Here is a 21,156-nt window from a genome sequence, read left to right on the forward strand (position 1 = left end):
GCCGGTCGCCGGGCTTCCAGTTCACGCGCGCGCGCGCCGGAAGAGAAGCAGCGCGAAGATCGCCACGGCGCTGCCGAGCGAGATGATCGCGTTGAAGCCGGCGAGCGAGATGCCGAACAGGCTCCATTGTGGCAGATCGCAGCGGATCATCGGGCCGTGCTGGATCCGGTCGATAATATCCAGCCCGCTCTCGCCGGGCTTGAGCGTCGCGGTGCAGGGGGTGATTCCCGGCCACCAATGATATTCGACGCCCGCGTGGAACACGCCGATCGCGCCGCTGGTGGCGATCAGCAGCGCCGCGACCGCGACCAGCGCTGTGGTCAGCCGCCGGTCGGGCACCACGAAGGCGAGCGCGGCGATGCCGATCGCCGCATAATGCGGCCAGCGCTGCCAATGGCACATCTCGCACGGAATCAGCCCGCCGATGAATTGCGAACCGAGCGCCCCGCCCATCAGCGCGAGCGGCACGAGCAAGGCGAGCCAGCGCGCCTGGGTCAGACCATCGCGGGGCATGGCTTACTTCGTCGGCCGCGAAGCGACGCCGCGGGGGCTCGGGCCGAGCCGGGCGATCGTATCGAGCGCATATTGGAGCTGGAAGTCGGTCACGCCCTTTGCCTTGAGCTGCTCGGGGGTCGCCGAGAAGCGCGGATCGTCCTTGGTGTCTTCCTCGAGCACCTTGTCATCGACATTGGCGGTGTTGATGAGGTGACGGCGCAGATCGGCCTCGCGCAGCACCGGCCGCGACTTGTAATCGGGATCGGACAGCTGGGGCACGGCGAGATCGGGGCGGATGCCGCCTTCCTGCACCGAATGGCCCGACGGCGTGTAGTAGCGCGCGGTGGTGAGGCGCAGCGCCGCGCGCGGCCCCATCGGCAGGATCGACTGGACCGAGCCCTTGCCGAAGCTGCGCTCGCCCATGACGATCGCGCGGTGATGATCCTGGAGCGCGCCGGCGACGATCTCCGAGGCCGAGGCGGTGCCCGAATCGACCAGCACGATCACAGGCAGCCCGCGCGCCATGTCGCCCGGCACCATCGATTCGGCATAATAACGCTCGATATCGTTCTTCTCGCGCCCGCGCTGCGAGACGATCTCGCCATGGCTGAGGAAGACGTCGGACACGCCGATCGCTTCGCTGAGCAGCCCGCCGCCATTCTGGCGAAGATCGATGACATAGCCGAGCGGCGGATGGCCGAGCTGCTTCTCGATCGCCTCGATCGCCTTGCGCGTATCGGCGGTAGTGGTCGCGGTGAAGGTGTTGATGTTGATATAGCCGACCTGGCCGCGGACTTCCCACTTGACCGGCTTCTGGGTGATCGTCTCGCGCACCAAAGTGAAGGTCAGCGGCTTGTCGGCACCGGGGCGGACCACGGTCAGCGTGATCGAGGTGCCGGGCTTGCCGCGCATCTGCTCGATCGCTTCGTCGAGCGTGCCGCCGACGATGAACTTGCCGTCGAGATGGGTGATGAAATCGCCCGATTTGAGACCCGCGCGCGCCGCCGGGGTATCCTCGGTGGGCGCGACGACCTGCACCGCGCCGTCCTTCATCGTCACGACGAGGCCGAGCCCGCCATAATTGCCGTCGGTCTGGATCTTGAGATTGTCGTAGTCGAGCCCGTCCTCATAGCTCGAATGCGGGTCGAGCGCCGAGAGCATCCCCTGGATCGCGCCCTTGACCAGCGTCTGGTCGTCGACCTTGTCGACATAGTCGGACTTCACCCGGGTGAAGACCTCCATGAACACCTCGAGCTCGCGGTACGAGGAGGTGTCGACGCTCGCCATCGCGCCGGTGGCGACGGGAACGAGCGCAAGCGCGCCGACGGCGGCGGTGACCTGAAGAACGGAACGCAGGAGCATCGATGGTCTTTCCGATAGATACGCTGAAACTGTGTTGGTCGAGGATAGCGGCTTTTGCGGGGCGGGGCAAAGGCCGTGACGAAGGGTGTCGCGCACTGGGACGGGGCGGTGCTGCGTTAATCCAACAGCGTCGTCAAATCCATCGGGCGGCCGCGGCGGCGCAGTTCGACGGTGACGCGGGGGAGCACCGCGCCGGCATGGCCGACGGGCTGGCCCTGGCTCACCGCCTCGCCCTTGCGGACATTCACCTCGGCCAGCCCGGTGACGAGCGTGGTCCAGCCATTGCCGTGATCGATGATGACGATCCCGCCATAATCGCGGAACGCCTGGGCATAGAGGATCTTGCCCGGTGCGGGGGCATTGGCGGCCGCGCCCGGCGGGGTGGCGAAGGTGAGCCCGCGCGCGCGCACCCCGGTCGGGGAGAGTTCACCCAGGCCGGTCACGACCGGACCCTGGACCGGGAGGATATAGGCGGGTCCCAGCCCCGACGGCCGCGCGGTGGCGGGAGTGTCGCCGGGCTGGGGCGGGCGGGGGAGCGGACCGGGGAGCGCGGCAAGGTCGGTCTGAACCTCGGCGGCTTCGCCCATCGTCTCCATCTGGTCGACAATGTCGCGCGCCTGCTCGCCCATCGCGAGCGCCTTGTCCGATTCGACCAGGGCGCTCCTGTCGAGTTCGGCCGAGCGCATGCGGTGCTCGGCCTCGAGCTGGACGAGGCCGATCCGCTCCTGCTCGAGCCGGCGGCGGCCCTCGCGCAAGGCATCGACCGCGGCTTCGGCGTCGGCACGCAGGCGGCGGATGCGGTTGAGTTCGCCGCGGACATCGGCGGTGCGCGCCTCGACCACGGGCATGACGGTGCCGAGCACCGCGCGGACATGGACCATGTCTTCGGTCGAACCGGGCTGGACGAGCCCGAGCGCGGCGGGGCGGCGCGCCATCGACTGGAGCGCGGCGATCAGGCGCATGATGGGCCCTTGGCGCTCGGCGACGCGGGTGCGCTGGGCGGCGAGCTGGCGGTCGACGATGCCGATGCGGGCGCGGGCGGCCTGGATATCGGCCTCGGCGGCCTTGATCCGCTCGGCGGCAGCTTCTTCCTGCTGGCGGGCCTGCGCGGCCTGATCGCGCTCGGAGGCGGCCTGGCGTTCGAGCTGGGCGCTGCGGGCCTTGGCGGTTTCCGAAGCGCTGGTCGCGTCCTTGAGGCGGGTCTGCTGCTCCTCGAGCGTCGGCACCTGCGCGCCGGCAAGGCTGCCCAGTGCGAGCATCCCGATCAGCGCGCTTGCCAGCGTGAGGCCGCGAACAGGTTCCATCGCCCTATCCTTCGCGATGATAGGGGTGGTTGGCAAGGATCGAAGCGGCGCGCCAGAGCTGCTCGGCGAGCATCGCGCGCGCCATCAGATGCGGCCAAGTCGCGCGGCCGAAGGAGAGGAGGAGATGCGCGTCGGCACGCTCGGCATCGCTGAAGCCGTCCGCGGCGCCGATCATGAAGCGCGCCTCGCGCACGCCGTCGTCACGCCACGCGTCGAGGCGTTCGGCAAGGACGCGCGAGGGGAGGTTCTCGCCGGTTTCGTCGAGCAGGATGAGGCGGGTGTTGCCCTCGACGGCCGGGGGCTTGCCGCCGGTATCGGGCAGTTCGGTGACGCGCGTCGGCCACGTCACGCGCTTCAGATAGCGGTCGACCAGCTCCGCCTCGGGACTGCGCCCGATGCGGCCCCGCGCAACGATATGGAGCAACATCGCCTAGTCGCTTGCCCCCGCGCGGCTGCTGCCACGCGCCTGACGGACAATGTCCCAGACGAAATGAATGAGGATCAGGGCCCAGAAATAGGGCTCCATCCAGTGCGGCATTCCCCAATCGGAGAAAAAGCCGAGGCACAACCAGAGCAGCAGGACCAACAAGAGGCCGGAGCTCCACCTGGTCAGCGAATTGCGGGCGTCGCTGCTCATCCCGCTACCGCGCGCTCAAGCCGTGCCGGCGTCCCCGAACGCCCACATGCGCTCGAGATTGTAGAAGCTGCGCACCTCGGGCCGGAAGAGGTGGACGATCACGTCGCCCGCATCGATCAGCACCCAGTCGGCGGTCGGCAGCCCCTCGATCCGCGCCGAGCGGCCGAACTCGGCCTTGATCTTCTCGGCGAGCTTGTTCGCCATCGACGCGACCTGACGCGTCGAGCGGCCGCTCGCCACGACCATATAATCGGCGATGCTGCTCTTGCCCGCGAGCGGGATCGAGACGGTCTCGACCGCCTGATCATCGTCGAGCGAGGTGAGCACGAGTTGATGCAGCGCCTCGACGCTTTCGGCACCGGGCGAACGCAGCACATGGGGTTGAGTGGCCAAAATAGCTCCTAGGAAGTCCGGTTTGTGCGGTGTGGTTCTGGAGGCGACGCAAAACGCCGGTGCCAGGCAGGGTCGGCAGCCCGAAGGCGCGTTGCCGAGGTCGGATCGGGGCGGAAGCGCAACAGCACGAGTGCCGGCAATCTCCATCGCGTCCAGTTTTTTGCCTGGCCTGCGGGCCGCACAAGGCGCCGCAGCCAACTCATCGCAGGACTTGCGTGAGCAGGTGCATCATAGCCCGGACGCGCAATCACCGCAATCGGAACCTGCCGCGCGATATCGCGCCAGCGGTGCCATTTGTGGAATTGCGCCAGATTGTCCGCCCCCATCAGCCAGATGAAGCGGTGGCGCGGGAAGAGGCGGGGGAGTTTGGCGAGGGTATCGACCGTGTAGCGGGTGCGCAGGCGTTGCTCGATCGCGGTGACGCGAATCGGCGCGTGGCGCGCGGCGGCGCGGGCGGAGGCGATGCGTGCCTCGAACGGGGCCATGCCCTTGACGGGTTTGAGCGGATTGCCCGGCGAGACCAGCCACCACACCTCATCGAGCCCCAGCGCGCGGATCGCATGGACCGAGAGCGCGCGATGGCCCGAATGCGCCGGGTTGAACGAGCCGCCGAGGAGGCCGATGCGTTTCATGGCTCGTATGCCTTGCGCCAATTCTCGCGGCCATGGTGCATTCGCAGGATCTCGACGCCAATCGGGGTCGGGCGATAGACCAGAACATAGTCGAACGACCTGATCCGCCATTTTCGAACCGGGCCGTCGACCGGCGAGCCGGCGCGTGGATTCTCGGCGAGAAAGCGGGAGGCGCGAAGAGCCTCCCGGCCTAGGCGATCGGCGAAATCCGGACTCAGTTCGAAATAGAAATCGTCAATACGCGCGAGATCGGCCTGAGCGGGAAGCGTCCATTCGGCGCGCTTCATTCCGCCGCCGCTCGATGCCTGCGATTCTCAAACCAGGCTTCCATGTCTTCCTGGCTGACCAGTTCCCCGCGGTCCGCCGCGTCGATTCCGACCTGGATGAAGGCGAGATATTCGAGTTCTTCCTCGACATAGCGCTTGATCGCCTGCTCGACGACCCAAGCGCGCGACCGGCCCAGCCGCGCGGCGAGCCTGTCCAGCTGGTCCGCAACTTCCTGGCTGACGCGGGTCGTGATGACGGCGGTCTTGCTCATGGTGCAAATGTATACAAATGATACGCGGCCTTCAAGGCCGTACCTGCCCCGTCCCGCGCACGACCCATTTGTAGGTCGTCAGCCCCTCGAGCGCGACGGGGCCGCGGGCATGGAGGCGGCCGGTGGAGATACCGATCTCGGCGCCGAGGCCGAACTCGCCGCCGTCTGCGAACTGGGTCGAGGCGTTCCAGAGGACGATGGCGCTGTCGACCTCCGCCAGGAAGCGCTCGGCGGCTGCCGCGTCCTCGGTGACGATCGCATCGGTATGGTGCGATCCGTGCGCGGCGATATGGGCCATCGCGGCCTCGAGCCCATCGACGCGCTTCACCGCGAGGATTGCGTCGAGATATTCGGTGTCCCAATCCTCGCAGGTGGCCGGAAGGGTGCGGGGTTCAATCCCGCGGATATCCTCGCCGCCGCGGAGCTCGCAGCCCGAGTCGGCGAGCGCCTTCAGGATCGGTGCGGGGTCGGCGAAAGCACTGTCGATCAGCAACGTCTCCGCCGCGCCGCAGATGCCGGTGCGGCGCATCTTGGCGTTGAGCGCGATCGAGCGCGCCATATCCGGATCGGCGGCGGCGTGGATGAAGACATGGTTGATCCCGTCGAGATGCGCGAGGACGGGGACACGCGCCTCGGCCTGGACGCGCGCGACGAGGCTCTTGCCGCCGCGCGGCACGATCATGTCGATCGCACCCTCGGCCCGGAGCATCGCGCCGACCGCGGCGCGATCGGTCACCTGGACGAGCTGGATCGCATCGGCGAGATCGCCCAGGCCCCGGGCGAGCGCGGCATGGATGGCGCGATTGGAGCGGATTGCCTCGCTTCCGCCGCGCAGGATCGCGGCATTGCCCGACATGAAGCAGAGCGCGCCGGCATCGGCGGTAACGTTGGGGCGGCTTTCATAGACGATGCCGATCACCCCGATCGGGATACGGACGCGGGTGAGGATCAGCCCGTTCGGGCGATCGACGCGCTCGATCACGGTGCCGACGGGGTCGGCGAGCCTCGCCACCGCCACGACCCCGGCCGCCATCGCCTCGATGCGCCCGGCATCGAGGCGGAGGCGGTCGAGCAGCGCGGCGGACAGGCCGTTCGCCTCGCCCGCCGCCATATCCTCGGCGTTGGCGGCGGCGATCGAATCGCTGTCCGCACGGATCGCTTGCGCCCCGGCAATCAGCGCCTGCGACTTGGCGGCGCCGGTCATCCCGGCGAGCCGCGCCGACGCCGCCCGCGCACGCACGGCCAGCTCTGCGATCAGCGATTGGGCTTCGATCCCGGACATGGCTGCCCGCTAGCACGCATGCATCGAAGCTGGTAGCGAAAGCGCCATGGGGGAATTGGAGGCAGCAGGGGAACTCGTAACCGGCGCGTTGCTGGGCCGCGCGATGGAGCCGCGCGCGGGCGAAAGTGGCGAGCATGGCGACACGATCTGCCTCAATTGCGGCACCGCGCTGATCGGGCCGCATTGCCACCGGTGCGGGCAGAGCGGCCATGTCCATCGTACGCTGAGCGGCATGGGGCATGACATCCTCCACGGCGTGTTCCATTTCGACGGCAAGCTCTGGCACACCTTGCCCTTGCTCGCTTGGCGGCCCGGCGAGCTGACGCGGCGCTATATCGAGGGCGAGCGGGCGCGGTTCGTGTCGCCGGTGGCGCTGTTCCTCTTCTCGATCTTCGCGATGTTCGCGGTCTTCTCATGGGCGGGGATCTCGGCGCCGACCGACCTCGAGGCGAACCTCAACACCCCCGCCGCAGTCCAGCAGGCGATCAAGACCGCACAGGAAGACCGCGCGGAGCTGATCGAGACTCGCGACGCGCGCGCGAAGGACGATTCCCGGCGCCGGCGCGACGATCAGCGGATCCTCCAGATCGACCAGCGGCTCAAGGCGCTCGACGCGTTGTCGAAGCAGACCGGCCCGAGGATCGGTGTCAGCACGCAGAAGACCATGACCGGATGGGCCGTGCTCGATCACGGGATCGAGAAATGGCAGAAGAACCCGTCGCTGATGCTCTACAAGCTCCAGTCGAGCATCTATAAATTCTCCTGGCTGCTGATCCCGCTTTCGCTGCCGTTCGTGTGGCTGCTGTTCTTCTGGAAGCGGCAATACCGGCTCTACGACCACGCGATCTTCATCACCTATTCGATCGCCTTCATGTCGCTGCTGTTCATCGCGATCACGATCGCCGGGACGCTGGGCGCGCCCGAATGGACGATCGTGCTCGCCTCGCTCGGGATTCCGGTCGTGCATCTGTTCCGACAGATGAAGCAGGCCTATCAGCTCCGCTGGTTCTCGGCGTTGCTGCGCACGATCGTGCTGATGGTCTTCATTGCGATCATCGTGACGATCTTCCTGATCCTGCTGGTGGTGATGGGGATGTTCTGAACGCGACAGGGGGCGAATCATGTCGAGAATAATCGCGGCGCTGGGATTGCTACTTCTGCTTTCGGGTTGCTGGCTCAGCGCTTTTTCCGACGTCGGCTGCGACAATCTGATCGGCACCTGGAGCGCGGGCAGCGAGCGCCTCGAGGTCCGCCGCGAGGGAGCGACTTTCATCGTCGCGAGGCGCAGCGGGGGGACGGTCCGAAGCTATGGCTGTTCGTGCAGCGGCGGCATGGTTGCCGACAAGGTCAGGACCATCGAAATCCGGTCCCGGCCCGACCGGAATAGCATTTCGCTGAACGGCGTCACCTACACCCGGGTCCGCTAAAGGCTCCAGCGGTGACGCAGGAGGGCCGCTCAGGCGCCTTGCGGAGTCGGATTTCCGAACGGCTTGGGGCGGCGGATCTTGGGGATCGAGGTGCCGCCCGCGGGGAGCGGCTTGTGAATACCCGCCGGATCCTCCCGGCCGATATCGCCGGTGGCGATCAGCCGCTTGATCTCCTCGCCGGTCAGCGTCTCATATTCGAGCAGCGCATTGGCGAGCAGATGGAGCTTGTCCACATGCTCGGTCAGCACGTCGCGCGCGCGCTTGAGGCCGCTTTCGACCAGGCCCTTGATCTCGGCATCGATCAGCTTCGACGTGTCGTTGGACATCGGCGCGTTGCGCAAGCCCCCCTGACCCAGATAGCTGTCATCTGCATAGGTATGCTCGATCGGGCCGACCTTGTCGGACATGCCCCACATCGTCACCATCGCCCGGGCGAGGCGCGTAGCCTGCTGGATGTCGCCCGACGCCCCGCTCGAAACCTTGTCGTACCCGAAGATCAGCTCCTCGGCGACGCGGCCACCCATCGAGACCGCAAGGTTCGCGTGCATCTTGTCGCGGTGATAGCTGTACGAATCGCGCTCGGGCAGCGGCTGGACCATGCCCAAGGCGCGGCCGCGCGGGATGATCGTCGCCTTGTGGATCGGATCCGAGGCAGGCTCGTGCATGAAGACGAGCGCGTGACCGGCCTCGTGATAGGCGGTCATCCGCTTCTCGTCCTCGTTCATCACCATCGAGCGGCGCTCGGGGCCCATCAGCACCTTGTCGCGCGCCTCGTCGAACTCGCTCGCGGCGACCAGGCGCTTGCCGCGCCGGGCGGCGAGCAGGGCGGCCTCGTTGACGAGATTGGCGAGATCGGCGCCCGAAAAGCCCGGCGTACCGCGCGCGATAACGCGCGGATCGACGTCGGGCGCCAGGGGCACCTTGCGCATATGGACCTGGAGGATCTTGACGCGGCCCTCGATATCCGGGGTCGGCACCACGACCTGGCGGTCGAAGCGGCCCGGGCGCAGCAGCGCGGGATCGAGCACGTCGGGACGGTTGGTCGCGGCGATGATGATGATGCCTTCGTTCGCCTCGAACCCGTCCATCTCGACGAGCAGCTGGTTGAGCGTCTGCTCGCGCTCGTCATTCTGGTTGCCGATGCCGCCGCCGCGCGAACGGCCGACCGCGTCGATTTCGTCGATGAAGACGATGCACGGGGCCGATTTCTTGGCCTGTTCGAACATGTCGCGGACGCGGCTGGCGCCGACGCCGACGAACATCTCGACGAAATCCGAGCCCGAGATGGTGAAGAAGGGCACGCCCGCCTCGCCCGCGATCGCGCGGGCGAGCAGGGTCTTGCCGGTGCCGGGCGAGCCGACGAGCAGGGCGCCTTTGGGAATCTTGCCGCCGAGCCGGGCGAACTTGGTCGGGTCCTTGAGGAACTCGACGATCTCCTGCAGCTCCTCGCGCGCCTCGTCGATGCCCGCGACATCGTCGAAGGTGACCTTGCCTTCCTTCTGAGTGAGGAGGCGAGCGCGGCTCTTGCCGAAGCCCATCGCGCCCGAGCCGCTATTCTTCTGCATCTGCCTGAGCACGAAGAAGGCGATGCCGAGGAAGAGCAGGAAGGGCAGCGAATTGTAGAGCATGATCAGCCAGATCGACGGCGACTCTTCGGCGCGGACGTTGATCGTCACGCCCTTCTTGCGCAGCGCGGTCTCGACCGTCTGGGTGAGGGCGGGCATGTTGACCCGAAACTTGGTGTTGTCGGTAAAGGTGCCGGTGGCGAGGCCGGGGGAGAGGTTGACCTCCTTGACCTCGCCCGCATCGATCTTGTCGAGGAAGGTCGAATAGGCGACCGACCCGGTCGCGGGCGTCGCGGTGCGCCCGTCGAAGAGCGTCACGAACAGCGCGAGCGCCGCCAGGATTCCCACCCAGATCAGCAGGCTCTTCATCCAGGGATTATTGCCCCCGTTGTCGCCGCCATTCTGCTTGTCACCGTCGTTCATCGAGTTCTCGTACCTTTCGCGAGCCCACAAGATAGGCGCGCACGGGTTAATGGCAATGGAACGTGTGTTGTTTGGGTCGATCAGTGCGCTCGGCGGGGCGGAGCGGGGCGAAAGGTCCACACCGCGCCGCGCGCCGCCGCCATCACCCCGGCCTGGGTCGCCCCGCCGCCCGCTTCGAGCGAATCGAGCAGGGCTTCGATATTCGCGGCGTCGCTGACCGAGGGATCCTGGGCGCGGATCGCGCGGCGGACGAGGCGGCGGCGCAGCTCGCGTGGCAGATCCGCGACATTCAGGGTGATCACGCCCTCGCTCTCCTGCGCGCGATCGCGCCAATAGCTGTCGGTGAAGTCGTTCATGACGGTCTCGGTCTCCGCGAGATGGCCCGCCGACGCGGCAATCGCGCACGGATCGAGCCAGGGATTGGCTTCGAGCAGCCGCCGGAAACGCGTGCGGTCATGCGCGTCGTCGCGGTTGCTGGGATCATCGACAAAGGGGGCACCGGCATTCTCCGCCACCACGCGAAGCTCGGCACGCCGCCAGGTGAGCAGCGGGCGGAGCAGCGCCACGCCGCCAAGATCGCGCCGCGCGCGGATTCCCGCCAGTCCGGAGATTCCCGAACCGCGCGCGGCGCGCATCAGCAGCGTCTCGGCCTGATCGTCGGCATGGTGCGCAGTGAGCAGGGCGGCGCTGCCCCGTGCCCATTCCCCGAGCAGGCGATAGCGGGCGGCGCGCGCGCGGGCCTGGATGCTCGCCCCGGCGATGGGTGTCTCGGGGACGAGGATGGTGTGCGCCACGCCGAGCGCCGCGCAATATCGCGCGACCATCGCGGCCTCGTCAGCCCCCTCGGGGCGGAGGCGATGATCGACGGTCGCGACGGCCACCTGGCCTCCATAGGCGGCGTGCGCGAGCGCCAGCATCGCCATGCTGTCGGGCCCGCCCGAAACCGCGAGCGCGATTGGGGCATCGGTGGGAAGGGGGCCGCCATGAACGGCCTCCAGACAGCCAAGAAACCGTGCCGCCGCTACTTGCACTTATTGCGCATGCGGCCCTCGGCGACCCCGGCCTTCATCTCCTCCGAGATACGGTCGCCGTAAAGCTGGGTCAGCTCCGCATAGACCTTGCAGATCTCGGCAGGAGGCTTCTTCAACTGGGTCAGCGCCTGGGCGAGATAATAGAGGCTGTCGGGCGCGCGCTCGCCCGAGGGGTTGGTCTTGTAATTCTGGTAGAAGGCGACCGCGGCGAGGCTGGGCGCCCCGGCGTCGAGATAGGCGCGGCCGAGCAGGTTTTGCGCGAAGCTGGCGCGGCGATGCTTGGGATATTTGGCAACGACTTCCTCGAGTGCCTTGCGCGCCTCGGGATAGAGCTGGGCCTGCCACAGGCGATAGCCATAGACATAGCCGTCCTCGGCCGGATCGCTGGTGCTCGGCCGCTGGATCGCCGCGAGCCGCGCCGCGCGCGTGCCCGTGGCGGCGGGCGGCGTGGTGGCTGCGGGAGTCGTCGCGGCAGGGGTCGTCGTCGCGGTGGCGGGGGGAGTTGCGGGGCGGGTCGTGGGGCGCGGGGTCGGGGTCACCACCGTGTCGGTCTCGGTTGCCGCGGTGCTGCCCGGCGCCGGGGTGACCGCGGTGGCGGCATCCTCGAGCGCCTTGAGGCGCGCATCGGTGGTGCGCTTGTACGCGGCGAACGCGTCCTCGAGCTGGCGCTGGCGGTACTGGAGCTGCTCGACCTGGCCGGTGAGCGTCGCAACCTGTGCCTCGAGCGAGGCGACGCGCTGGGTGAGGTCCGCAACCGGGCTCGACGAGCCGCCGGCGGCATCGTCCACGGTGGCGGGGGTGATCTCCGGCTCCACCGTGGCGCCCGCGCCGCCCGGGAAGACCTTGCGCTGGACCGCGCGCATCTCGCGCTCGAGCCGGTCGATCCGCGCCTCGAGCGCGCTCTGGCCGGGCGCGACCTGCGCCTGGGCGGTGCCGGTGAAGCCGATCGTCGCGATCAGGGCCGCTACTGCCAGTGTGATACGCATCATGACACCCCCCGGTGCAATTGGGTCGAAACAAGGGCCCCATATAGCGGACCCGCTTTGCCTGCCGCCAGTCCTATGGCGTGCCGGTGCTGTTCGTCACCGCCGGAGCGGCAGGCGGGGGCGTAGCAGCGCTGGGCTGCGGCGCGGGCGTCTGGCGTTCGCGGCGGCGCGGCTCGTCCGGCCTGACCAGCGGCGCCGCCGCCGTGCTGGGCGTCGCACCCGCGCCGGGCTGGCCGCGCGCGGCGATCGCGTCGGCGCTGACCTCGACCTCGACGGTCTGCGCGCCTTCGCCGAGCGGGGCGACGTTCGATCCGTTGAGCGTCACCTGGATCAGGTCGGGCCGCGGAACCCGCGCGCGCGGATGATCGGCGCCGGCGGGAACGTCATAGCGCTCGCCCGCCTGCATCTCCTTTTCGTAGAGGATCTTGCCGGTGCCGTCGGTGACGCGCAGCCACACGGTGCCGAGCGCGGTCAGCGAGACCTGGCCGGTGGCGGCGGCGATCGCCTCGTTACCCGGATCGGGGGTCGGGCTCTCCTCGGGCGGGATCACCAGCCCCTCGGCCGCGGGAGCCGACCCGCGGATCAGATCGGTGCCGTAATAGATGGCGACCCCGGCGACGAGCAGCAGCGCGACGATGACGCTGATCCACACGATCCCGCCGGGCGCGCTGCGGCGCGGCCCATCCATCTCATAGACCGGCGAAGGGACGGGACGGGGCTCATAGGTGGTCGAAAGCTCGCCGCGCAGATCGCGCGCGATCGCCACTTCATCGACATCGACCGCGCGGGCATAGGCCTTGGCGAAGCCCAGGGCATAGGTGATCGAGGGCAAGGACGCGTAATTCGACTTCTCGATCGCCTCGAGATGGCGCTGCGGGATTCGGGTGTTCGCGGCAATATCGGCGAGCGACACGCCTTGCGCCTCACGCGCCGCGCGCAGCTTCTCTCCCACCGTGGTGGGAAACAGCGTCGCTTCCGGCTCGGGCTCGCCTTCCATCATCGTCTCCGGCGGTGGGGGTTACGACAGGGTCCCGCCTTGCCCGCGGTGTCACTCAGGGTGACGTCACTGTCAACGCCGCCTCCGACAATAACTTGCTCGGTCCGGCGCCGCTTCAGGCCAGTTCGACCCCATGATCGCCCGCCCAGGCGCTCAGCGTCTCGCGCAGCGCCCGCGGCGGCGTGGTCAACGCGTCGTTCATATGCGCGATCAGCGCGCCGCGATCGAGCGAGCGGACCATCGCCTTGACCGGGCCGACCGCCGCCGGGGTGATCGAGAGCCGGTCGATACCGAGGCCGATCAGCGCCATCGCTTCGAGCGGCCGCCCGCCCATCTCGCCGCACACCGCGACCTGCACCCCCGCCGCCTGCGCCTGGGCCGTCACGCGCTTGAGGAAGCGCAGGATCGAGGGGCTCAGCCAGTCGTAGCGCAGCGCCAGCTTGGGATGGGCGCGATCGGCGGCGAACAGGAACTGCGTCAGGTCGTTGGTGCCGATCGACAGGAAATCGATCTTGGGCAGCAGGACATCGAGCTGCTCGGCGAGCGCGGGCACTTCGAGCATCGCGCCATAGCGGATCTCGGCGGGCAGCTTCTTGCCGCGCGCGGCGAGCCAGGTGCGCTGCGCCTCGAAGATTGCCTGCGCCTCGTCGAACTCCCAGGGCTCGCTGACCATCGGGAACATGATGCTGAGCGTGCGCCCCGCCCCCGCCTCGAGCAGCGCGCGCGCCTGGATCTTCATCAGCCCGTCGCGTTCGAGCGCGAGCCGGAGCGCGCGCCAGCCCATCGCCGGATTCTCTTCCTCGCCGGTCTCGTCATGGTTGAGATAGGGCAGCGCCTTGTCGCCGCCGATATCGACCGTGCGGAAGGTGACCGGCCGGTCGCCCGCGGCATCGAGCACCGCCTTGTACAGCTTCTGCTGCTCGGCGGGACGCGGCAGCGTCGCCGAAACGAGGAACTGGAATTCGGTGCGGAACAGGCCGATGCCGTCGGCGCCGGTCAGGTCCATCGCCGCGAGATCGTCACGCAGCCCGGCATTGACCATCACCGTGACGCGATGCCCGTCCTTGGTGACCGGCAGCTCACCCTTGAGCCTGGCGAAGGCGGCCCGGCGCTTCTGGCTGAGCGTCAGCTTGGCCTCGAACGCCTCCTCCATCGCGGTGGTGGGGCGGACGAACAGGCTTTCCTCGGCGACGTCGAGCAGCAGCATGTCACCCTCGGCGATCAGCTGGCGGACATCCTTGACCCTGCCGAGCACCGGCACCCCCATCGCCCGCGCGACGATGATGACATGCGCGGTGAGCGAGCCCTCTTCGAGCACCACGCCCTTCAAGCGCCGGCGGTCATATTCGAGCAGTTCGGCGGGGCCGAGATTCTTGGCGATCAGGATCGAATCATGGCGGAGGCCCATTTGTGCCGCGGTACCGAGCTTGCCCGAGACGATTCGGATCAGCCGGTTGGAGAGGTCCTCCAGATCGTGCATCCGGTCGCGGAGCAGCGGATCGTCGATTTCGCGCATCCGCATCCGGGTGCGCTGCTGGACGCGTTCGATCGCCGCTTCGGCGGTGAGGCCGGAGTCGATCGCCTCGTTGATCCGGCGGCTCCAGCCCTCGTCGTAGGCGAACATCTTGTACATCGCGAGCACCTCGTCATGCTCGCCGCCCACGCCGAACTCGGCCTGGCTCGCCATCCGGTCGATCTGCTCGCGCATCTTGTCGAACGCGGCATAGACGCGGTGGCGCTCGGCCTCGACATCCTCGGCGACGGTATGCTCGATGGTGATGCGCGGCTGGTGGAACACCGCGACGCCCGCTGCCATGCCCTCGACCAGCTTGAACCCCGAGACGCGCACCGCCGCGGTCGACTGGACGCGGGTCGAGGCGCCGGCGGCCGCGTCGATCAGATCGGCATTGGCGATCAGTTCGCTGAGCACCATGGCGACGGTCTGGAGCGCTTCGATTTCGACATCGGCATATTTTCGCGCAGCCGCATGCTGCACCGCAAGCACGCCCACCGCACGTTCGCGCCGGATGATCGGAACTCCGGCGAAGCTGTGGAACGCCTCTTCGCCGGTTTCGGGGCGATAGGCGAAGTCGGGATGGCTGGTCGCCTCGTCGAGGTTCAGCGTCTCGACATTGGCCGCGATCGTCCCGACCAGACCTTCGCCCAGCGCAAGCTTGGTGACATGGACCGCGGCCTGCGCCAGCCCGCGCGTCGCATAGAGTTCGAGCAGCCCCTCGCGCAGCAGATAGATCGAGCAGACCTCGCTATCGAGCACCGTGCCGATGATCTCGACCACCGAATTGAGCTTCGACTGGGCGGGCAGCCGCTTCGCCATCACGTCGTGGAGGCGCGTGAGGATCTCGCGGGCGGAGGCGGCTGCAGTGAGGGCCATGGGCGCGCGCTAACAGATTGCGCCAGCGCGCGCCAACCCTGCTGACAGCGCTTTCCGTTACGGAAGCGGTGCGCTCGCCGAAGCCACCGTACCATAGCGCCCCTGCCGCCACGCCGCATCGGCGGTGCGCCAGGCCTCATAGTCGGTGTAGAAGTCGGTGAACGGCGCCTCGAGCAGGGGCAGGGCCCATGCCGCGAACGCCTCATATTCCCCCGGCTCCAGCATCAGCGATTCCCCCAGCACGCCGCGCGCGGCGGCGCAGAAGCCGGGCTGGGCGGGCGGCTGGGCGAAGAAATTATAGAGCCGCGTCATGTCCCGGTCATACGGTTCCTGCCAGCCGGCGCCGTAGCGCTTGCGATACTGCGCCTTGACCGAGGCATCGGCGGCGGCGAGCGGGCCGCGCTCAGCCGCGATCAGCCGGTTGTACTGCGGCACCAGTTCGCCATCGCCGGCGCCGCGGCAGCCGAGTGCCGCGACGTTGAGCGCGGCGCGGACGTGCCAGCTGGTCTCCGCCGGGGTGAGCCCCTGGTTGATCGTCTGGTAGTGCCCGAAAGCGTCGCGCTGCGGGATTTGCAGATTGGGCGCCGCCCCCGCGGGCGGCCGTGGCGGCGCGTCCCAGCCTTGGGCGAGCGCCGGAGAAGCCGACAGCGCGCACGCCATCGGCAGCAGAAACTGCACGAGTTGCTTCATGTTGATGTCCCCCATCCCCGAGAGACGCTCAGGATCGCGCACCGGAATGAAGCGAAGCTCACCGAATATGCGGAATCCGCCGGTAAGCATTGTTTGATTTCAGATACTTAAGCGTAACGATCGCTGCTCCACGCAAAGCGGATATCGCCTGCATCACCGCTGCACACACCTCGGCCAGAGCGTGCGCAAGGAGGCGCGCGATGCGAGTGAAATTCATCCTGCCGGCACTAACCGAGGCGAAGAGCCCGTTCTGGCGGCCGATCAAATATTCGCTGTTTCCGCCGCTCGGGCTGGCTACCCTGGCCTCGCATCTGTCCGATGAGGACGAGGCCGAACTGATCGACGATCATGTCGAGGCGCTGTGCACCGACGATGCGCCCGATCTGGTGGTGATCCAGGTCTATATCACCAACGCCTATCGCGCTTATGCCCTCGCCGATCTCTATCGCGCGCGGGGCTGCTACGTCGCGCTGGGCGGGCTCCACGTCACCTCGCTGCCCGAGGAAGCGGCGCCGCACGCCGATACGATCTTCCTCGGGCCGGGCGACCAGACCTTCCCGGAGTTCCTCCGCGATCTGCGCGCGGGCATGCCGAAGCCCCGCTATGTCTCGACTGCGGGGAGGACGATCGAGGGCATCCCGGCGGTCCGCCGCGACCTGATCAAGCGCGATCGCTATCTCGTCCCCAATTCGATCGTGGTGACGCGCGGCTGCCCCCAGCATTGCGATTTCTGCTACAAGGACGCCTTTTTCGAAGGCGGGCGCGGCTTCTATACCCAGCGCGTCGACGAGGCGCTCGCCGAGATCGAGCGGCTGCCCGGACGCCATCTCTATTTTCTCGATGATCACCTGCTCGGCAACCGCCGCTTCGCCGAGGCGCTGTTCGAGGGGATGCGCGGCATGGGCCGCCTATTCCAAGGCGCGGCGACCGTCGATTCGGTACTGCGCGGCGACCTGATCGAAAGGGCGGCGGGGGCGGGGCTGCGCAGCCTGTTCGTCGGGTTCGAGACCTTCAGCCCCGCCAATCTGCGTGGCTGCAACAAGAAGCAGAACCTTGCCCAGGATTATGAAGCGGTGGCGCGGCGGCTGAGCGGGCTGGGGATCATGATCAACGGCTCGTTCGTGTTCGGGATGGACGATGACGGACCCGATGTGTTCGGCCGCACCGTCGATTGGGCGGTGAGGAATGGCATCACCACCGCGACCTTCCATATCCAGACGCCCTATCCGGGGACGCGCCTCTATGCCGAGATGGCGGCGGCCGGCCGGCTGACCTGCCATGACTGGGACCGCTACGACACGCGCCATGTCGTCTATCGCCCGGTGGGGATGAGCCCCGAGCTGCTCAAGGCCGGCTATGACCGCGCCTATCGGGACTTTTATGGCTGGGGGAATATCGCCCGGGGGGCGCGTTCGCACGAGACGGCCAAGCACCGTGCCAAGCATTTCTTCTACGCCGCCGGTTGGAAGAAGTTCGAGCCGCTGTGGGACATGGCGATCAAGATGCGACGACTCGGGAGCCTGACGCCGCTGCTCGAGGGTGTGCTGTCGCGCGTCACGCGCGCCGAACCCAGGCCGGAAACGCCCGCCAACCCCCTGGAAATCCTCGCTTCCTCTCCCTGAGCACATATACCTTGCATCGCACAGTACTATGTGACATACAGTGTGTGTCATACACGATGCGAGGCAAGGTAACGTGCCGACTGACGACGACATTTACGAAAAGCTCCGCATCGAGCTCCGGCGCGGGTCGCTGGTGCTCGCGGTGCTCGGCGCGCTGCGCGAGGAGCGGTACGGCTATACGCTGCGCCAGAGCCTCGAGGATGCCGGGCTGCCGATCGACGAAGGCGCGCTCTACCCGCTGCTGCGGCGGCTCGAGACGCAGGGCCTGCTCACCAGCGAATGGCGCGAAGAGGCGCGGCGCAACAAGCGCTTCTACCGCCTCTCCGCCGATGGCGAGGAACTCCTCGCGCAACTCCTCAGCGAATGGAACGCGATCTCCGAATCGATCCTCCGGCTGACCGAAAGGGAAAAGTGATGGACCTTATCGACCGCTATCTGCACGCCGTCCGGCGCAACCTTCCCCAGGGCGCCAAAGGAAATGGGGCCGACGACATCGTCGCCGAGCTTCGCGACGACCTGATGAGCCGCAAGGAGGACCGCGAGGAACGGCTGGGCCGCGACCTCACCAAGGACGAGACCAGCGCCTTGCTCAAGGAGTTCGGCCACCCGCTCGTGGTCGCTTCGCGCTTTCGCAGGCATCAGTATTTAATCGGGCCCGAGGTGTTCCCCTTCTATCTCTCGGTCATGCGGGTCGTGCTGATGATCGTGGTCGCGGTCGTCATCGCGGTGAGCGTCGGCAAGGCGCTGACAGGTGGGGGCAACCCCTTCCTGACCTGGGTCGAATCGATGTCGGGGATCTTCGACACGGTGCTGCTCAACGCCGCGATCATCACGATCATCTTCGTGGTGATGGAGCGGATCGGCTTCCCGGCCGAGCATCTCGTCACCTGGGTGCCCGACAATCTGCCCGACGTGATCGACAAGCAGCAGGGGCCGTGGGAGGCGGCGATCGAGGTAGGGCTGGGCATCGCCTTCATCCTGTGGTGGACCGGCACGATCCATATTCCGTGGCGCACCGGCGGCCCCGACTTCCATATCGAACCGAGCCCGGTCTTCATGGAGCTCTACTGGCCGATCCTGATCCTCGCCTCGGCGCGGCTGGTGCACAACCTGATCCAGTGGCTGCGGCCGCGCTGGAAGGCGCTGCTCGCGCTGACCAACGCCGCGACCGGTCTGGGCGGGCTGGCGATCCTGTTCCTCGTCTATCAGTCGGGGCATTGGGTGACGGTTGTCGCGACCGGCATGCCGCTCGACGAGGCGGCGAAGCTGCAGGAGAGCCTCGACCTCGCGCTCCGCATCGCCTTTGTCGTGGTGGCGATCGTCTGGACCTTCGGCACGGTCAGCGGGCTGTGGCGGATGGCGCGGCGGCGCATCCCGGCCTGAACCCCGAGCTTCCCCGGGAACGGCGGTGCTTCGCGCGAAGCGCCGCCGTTTCGCGTTCAGCGGCGGCGATTGTTGAAATCGACCGGAATCTCGATGCGTCGCGCCTCGTCGGGCTCCCCGTCGATCGTCGGCGGATTGAAGCGGAAGGTACGCGAGGCCTGGAGCGCGGCGGCGCCGAAGCCATAGCCGCGCGGACGCTCGGAGCGGATGCGGCAATCCGCCAGGGTGCGGTTGCGCAACACGCGGCACGCCAGCACGACCTGCCCGCTGACTTGCTCGACCTGCGCCTGTTGCGGGTTGAAGGGTTGCAGTTCGGCCGGGCTGGGCCTGTTGATCCAGCTCGCTCCGGCAAGGACCGGGCCGCTCACCGGCGCTCCTCCCGCGCCGTCTCCGGTTCCGCCGGTCCCGCTGCCTCCGGTGCCCGCCCCCGGCGTCGTCCCGGCGCCGGTCCCGGCCGTATCGGCGGCGGGCGGGGGCGGAAGCGGCTGGGGCACAATCGGCGCGCTCGGGCCGATCAGCGTCGCGGGGCGCGGCGGTTCGGGCGCGGGCGCGGCGGCATGTTCGGCGGGCCTGGCGCGCTCCGGGCGCGTCTGTTCGGGCGGTGGTGGTGGCGGGACCGGGATCAGCTCGACCGACAGCGCACGCTCGCGGATCGCCTGTAGGGTCTGGATCGACAGGCCGAGGATGAGCAGGAACAATGGCACCCCGGTCGCCAGTGCCGCCAGCACCAGCGAGGAGGCGCGGATCGAAAACGAAGGCGCGCCGGACTTTCGGGCCGCAACCGCATTCATTGCGCAAGGATAACGCTTGGCAGCTTCGCCGCCAAGCTGAGTCGTTTGCGCCGCTCGCGCGGCGGTCGCGACACCAGCCCGCTCCCCTCCCGACCTCCCTTACGATAGCAGGCTATGGGAGGTCGGGAGGGGGAGCGGGCTGGTGCCGCTCATCGGCGAGAGCCGATCAAACTAAGCCGCGCGCTTCTCCAGCGCGTGCGCAGCCTCGGCCATCAGCGTGGCGATGATCTCGGCGACCGGCTCTTCCCTGGTCACCATGCCGACCGACTGGCCCGCCATCAGCGAGCCATTGTCGACATCGCCGTCGATCACGCCCTTGCGGAGCGCGCCGGCCCAATAATGCTCGATCTGGAGCTGCGCCTCCATCATCTCGACCTTGCCCTCGTCGAGCAGCTGGGCGACCTCGCGCTGCTTGGCGGTGAAGCTCTCGGTCGAGGCGTTCTTGAGCGCGCGGACCGGGATCACCGGCAGCCGCGGATCAATCTGGACGCTGGCGACCGCGTCTCGCGCCGACGCACGGATGAACGCCTTCTTGAAATTGGGATGCGCGATGCTCTCGGTCGCGCAGACGAAGCGCGTGCCGAGCTGGACCCCCGCCGCGCCCTGATCGAGATAGCCCGCGATCGCCTCGCCGCGCCCGATTCCGCCCGCGACGAAGACCGGGACCTGCTCCGAGACTTCCGGGAGGATTTCCTGCGCGAGCACCGAGGTCGAGACGGGGCCGATATGCCCGCCGGCTTCCATGCCCTCGACCACCAGAGCATCGACGCCCGAGCGGATCAGCTTCTTGGCGAGGCTCAATGCGGGGGCGAAGCAGATCAGCTTGGCGCCGTTCGCCTTGATCGCGTCGAGCGAGCCCGCCGGGGGCAAGCCGCCCGCGAGCACGACATGGCTGACCTGGTGCTTCGCGCACACCGCGATCAGGTCCATCAGCATCGGGTGCATCGTGATCAGGTTGACGCCGAACGGCTTGTTGGTGAGCGTCTTGGTCCCCGCGATCTCGGCGTCGAGCAGCTCGGGGGTCATCGCCCCGCACGCGATCAGCCCGAAGCCGCCCGCGTTCGACATGGCGGCGACGAGGTTGCGCTCGCTCACCCACGACATCGCGCCGCACATGATCGCGACCTCGCTGCCGAGGAATTCGACGCCGCGCGCCATCCGGCGCTTCAGTCTTTCTTGGCCAATGCTCATGGGGCCGCCTAGCCG

At 67.9% G+C, this 21,156-nt stretch carries 23 protein-coding genes; 5 read left to right on the forward strand and 18 right to left on the reverse strand.

All coding sequences use genetic code 11. The annotated features are described in order from the left end of the window. Nucleotides 1–21: 21 nt before the first annotated feature. The 10 genes from OF829_RS05040 to OF829_RS05085 all read right to left on the reverse strand — a co-directional run bounded on the left by OF829_RS05040 (nucleotide 22) and on the right by OF829_RS05085 (nucleotide 6,643). On the reverse strand, nucleotides 22–513 hold the full coding sequence (locus OF829_RS05040; RefSeq protein ID WP_264938885.1) for a disulfide bond formation protein B: 492 nt from the start codon (nucleotides 511–513) through the stop codon (nucleotides 22–24). Nucleotides 514–516: 3 nt separating this feature from the next. Beyond that, entirely contained in the window at nucleotides 517–1,857 is a 1,341-nt protein-coding gene (locus OF829_RS05045) for a S41 family peptidase (protein WP_264938886.1), read from the reverse strand. Nucleotides 1,858–1,973: 116 nt separating this feature from the next. Continuing rightward, nucleotides 1,974–3,161, reverse strand: a complete 1,188-nt coding sequence (locus OF829_RS05050; RefSeq protein ID WP_264938887.1) for a murein hydrolase activator EnvC family protein — start codon at nucleotides 3,159–3,161, stop codon at nucleotides 1,974–1,976. A gap of 4 nt (nucleotides 3,162–3,165) precedes the next feature. Next, a complete protein-coding gene (locus OF829_RS05055) occupies nucleotides 3,166–3,588 on the reverse strand; it encodes a 23S rRNA (pseudouridine(1915)-N(3))-methyltransferase RlmH (protein ID WP_264938888.1) in 423 nt (140 codons plus the stop codon). Nucleotides 3,589–3,591: 3 nt separating this feature from the next. Further along, complete coding sequence (locus OF829_RS05060; protein ID WP_264938890.1) at nucleotides 3,592–3,798, reverse strand: hypothetical protein; 207 nt, start codon at nucleotides 3,796–3,798, stop codon at nucleotides 3,592–3,594. Nucleotides 3,799–3,813: 15 nt separating this feature from the next. Continuing rightward, nucleotides 3,814–4,173: a ribosome silencing factor gene (gene rsfS / locus OF829_RS05065; protein WP_406701413.1), complete on the reverse strand. Its 360-nt coding sequence runs from the start codon at nucleotides 4,171–4,173 to the stop codon at nucleotides 3,814–3,816. 26 nt (nucleotides 4,174–4,199) lie between these two features. Beyond that, nucleotides 4,200–4,823, reverse strand: coding sequence for a nicotinate-nucleotide adenylyltransferase (locus tag OF829_RS05070; protein WP_264938893.1), 624 nt, complete (start codon nucleotides 4,821–4,823; stop codon nucleotides 4,200–4,202). Beyond that, nucleotides 4,820–5,110, reverse strand: coding sequence for a type II toxin-antitoxin system RelE/ParE family toxin (locus OF829_RS05075; protein ID WP_264938894.1), 291 nt, complete (start codon nucleotides 5,108–5,110; stop codon nucleotides 4,820–4,822). The genes OF829_RS05070 and OF829_RS05075 overlap by 4 nt, the downstream gene beginning before the upstream one ends. Further along, nucleotides 5,107–5,361 carry a CopG family ribbon-helix-helix protein gene (locus tag OF829_RS05080; RefSeq protein ID WP_264938896.1) on the reverse strand — a complete coding sequence of 85 codons (255 nt, stop codon included), beginning with the start codon at nucleotides 5,359–5,361 and terminating at the stop codon, nucleotides 5,107–5,109. Before OF829_RS05080 ends, OF829_RS05075 begins: the two co-directional genes overlap by 4 nt. Nucleotides 5,362–5,392: 31 nt before the next feature. After that, nucleotides 5,393–6,643, reverse strand: a complete 1,251-nt coding sequence (locus OF829_RS05085; RefSeq protein ID WP_264938897.1) for a glutamate-5-semialdehyde dehydrogenase — start codon at nucleotides 6,641–6,643, stop codon at nucleotides 5,393–5,395. A 46-nt stretch (nucleotides 6,644–6,689) separates the two neighbouring features. Between OF829_RS05085 and OF829_RS05090 the strand changes: the two genes are divergently transcribed. Both OF829_RS05090 and OF829_RS05095 read left to right on the forward strand, forming a co-directional pair. Then, entirely contained in the window at nucleotides 6,690–7,745 is a 1,056-nt protein-coding gene (locus OF829_RS05090) for a DUF3667 domain-containing protein (RefSeq protein WP_264938899.1), read from the forward strand. A gap of 19 nt (nucleotides 7,746–7,764) precedes the next feature. Further along, on the forward strand, nucleotides 7,765–8,070 hold the full coding sequence (locus OF829_RS05095; RefSeq protein ID WP_264938901.1) for a hypothetical protein: 306 nt from the start codon (nucleotides 7,765–7,767) through the stop codon (nucleotides 8,068–8,070). 29 nt (nucleotides 8,071–8,099) lie between these two features. Here the strand turns inward: OF829_RS05095 and ftsH are convergent, their stop codons facing one another. The 6 genes from ftsH to OF829_RS05125 form a co-directional block, all read right to left on the reverse strand. Then, entirely contained in the window at nucleotides 8,100–10,058 is a 1,959-nt protein-coding gene (gene ftsH, locus OF829_RS05100; protein WP_264938902.1) for an ATP-dependent zinc metalloprotease FtsH, read from the reverse strand. 80 nt (nucleotides 10,059–10,138) lie between these two features. Then, the gene (tilS, locus tag OF829_RS05105) at nucleotides 10,139–11,089 is read right to left on the reverse strand and encodes a tRNA lysidine(34) synthetase TilS (RefSeq protein ID WP_264938904.1); all 951 of its coding nucleotides are present in this window, start codon (nucleotides 11,087–11,089) and stop codon (nucleotides 10,139–10,141) included. Then, on the reverse strand, nucleotides 11,080–12,078 hold the full coding sequence (locus OF829_RS05110; RefSeq protein ID WP_319951534.1) for a tetratricopeptide repeat protein: 999 nt from the start codon (nucleotides 12,076–12,078) through the stop codon (nucleotides 11,080–11,082). Before OF829_RS05110 ends, tilS begins: the two co-directional genes overlap by 10 nt. A gap of 70 nt (nucleotides 12,079–12,148) precedes the next feature. Continuing rightward, the gene (locus OF829_RS05115; RefSeq protein WP_264938906.1) at nucleotides 12,149–13,075 is read right to left on the reverse strand and encodes a helix-turn-helix domain-containing protein; all 927 of its coding nucleotides are present in this window, start codon (nucleotides 13,073–13,075) and stop codon (nucleotides 12,149–12,151) included. A 112-nt stretch (nucleotides 13,076–13,187) separates the two neighbouring features. Further along, nucleotides 13,188–15,464, reverse strand: coding sequence for a phosphoenolpyruvate--protein phosphotransferase (gene ptsP, locus OF829_RS05120; RefSeq protein ID WP_264938907.1), 2,277 nt, complete (start codon nucleotides 15,462–15,464; stop codon nucleotides 13,188–13,190). Nucleotides 15,465–15,521: 57 nt separating this feature from the next. Continuing rightward, complete coding sequence (locus OF829_RS05125; protein WP_264938909.1) at nucleotides 15,522–16,154, reverse strand: hypothetical protein; 633 nt, start codon at nucleotides 16,152–16,154, stop codon at nucleotides 15,522–15,524. 200 nt (nucleotides 16,155–16,354) lie between these two features. Here OF829_RS05125 and OF829_RS05130 point away from each other — a divergent pair, with 200 nt between their 5' ends. From OF829_RS05130 to OF829_RS05140, 3 genes are all read left to right on the forward strand, one after another. Further along, a complete protein-coding gene (locus OF829_RS05130) occupies nucleotides 16,355–17,776 on the forward strand; it encodes a B12-binding domain-containing radical SAM protein (protein ID WP_264938910.1) in 1,422 nt (473 codons plus the stop codon). A 73-nt stretch (nucleotides 17,777–17,849) separates the two neighbouring features. Further along, entirely contained in the window at nucleotides 17,850–18,191 is a 342-nt protein-coding gene (locus tag OF829_RS05135; RefSeq protein WP_264938911.1) for a PadR family transcriptional regulator, read from the forward strand. Next, entirely contained in the window at nucleotides 18,191–19,159 is a 969-nt protein-coding gene (locus OF829_RS05140; protein WP_264938912.1) for a hypothetical protein, read from the forward strand. The genes OF829_RS05135 and OF829_RS05140 overlap by 1 nt, the downstream gene beginning before the upstream one ends. 56 nt (nucleotides 19,160–19,215) lie before the next feature. Here the strand turns inward: OF829_RS05140 and OF829_RS05145 are convergent, their stop codons facing one another. Together OF829_RS05145 and OF829_RS05150 are read right to left on the reverse strand one after the other, a co-directional pair. Then, a complete protein-coding gene (locus tag OF829_RS05145) occupies nucleotides 19,216–19,950 on the reverse strand; it encodes an energy transducer TonB (RefSeq protein WP_264938913.1) in 735 nt (244 codons plus the stop codon). A 171-nt stretch (nucleotides 19,951–20,121) separates the two neighbouring features. Next, nucleotides 20,122–21,141: an NAD(P)H-dependent flavin oxidoreductase gene (locus OF829_RS05150; protein ID WP_264938914.1), complete on the reverse strand. Its 1,020-nt coding sequence runs from the start codon at nucleotides 21,139–21,141 to the stop codon at nucleotides 20,122–20,124. Nucleotides 21,142–21,156: the final 15 nt, after the last annotated feature.

The organism is Sphingomonas caeni (assembly GCF_026013415.1).
GTDB classification, from domain to species: domain Bacteria; phylum Pseudomonadota; class Alphaproteobacteria; order Sphingomonadales; family Sphingomonadaceae; genus Sphingomonas; species Sphingomonas caeni.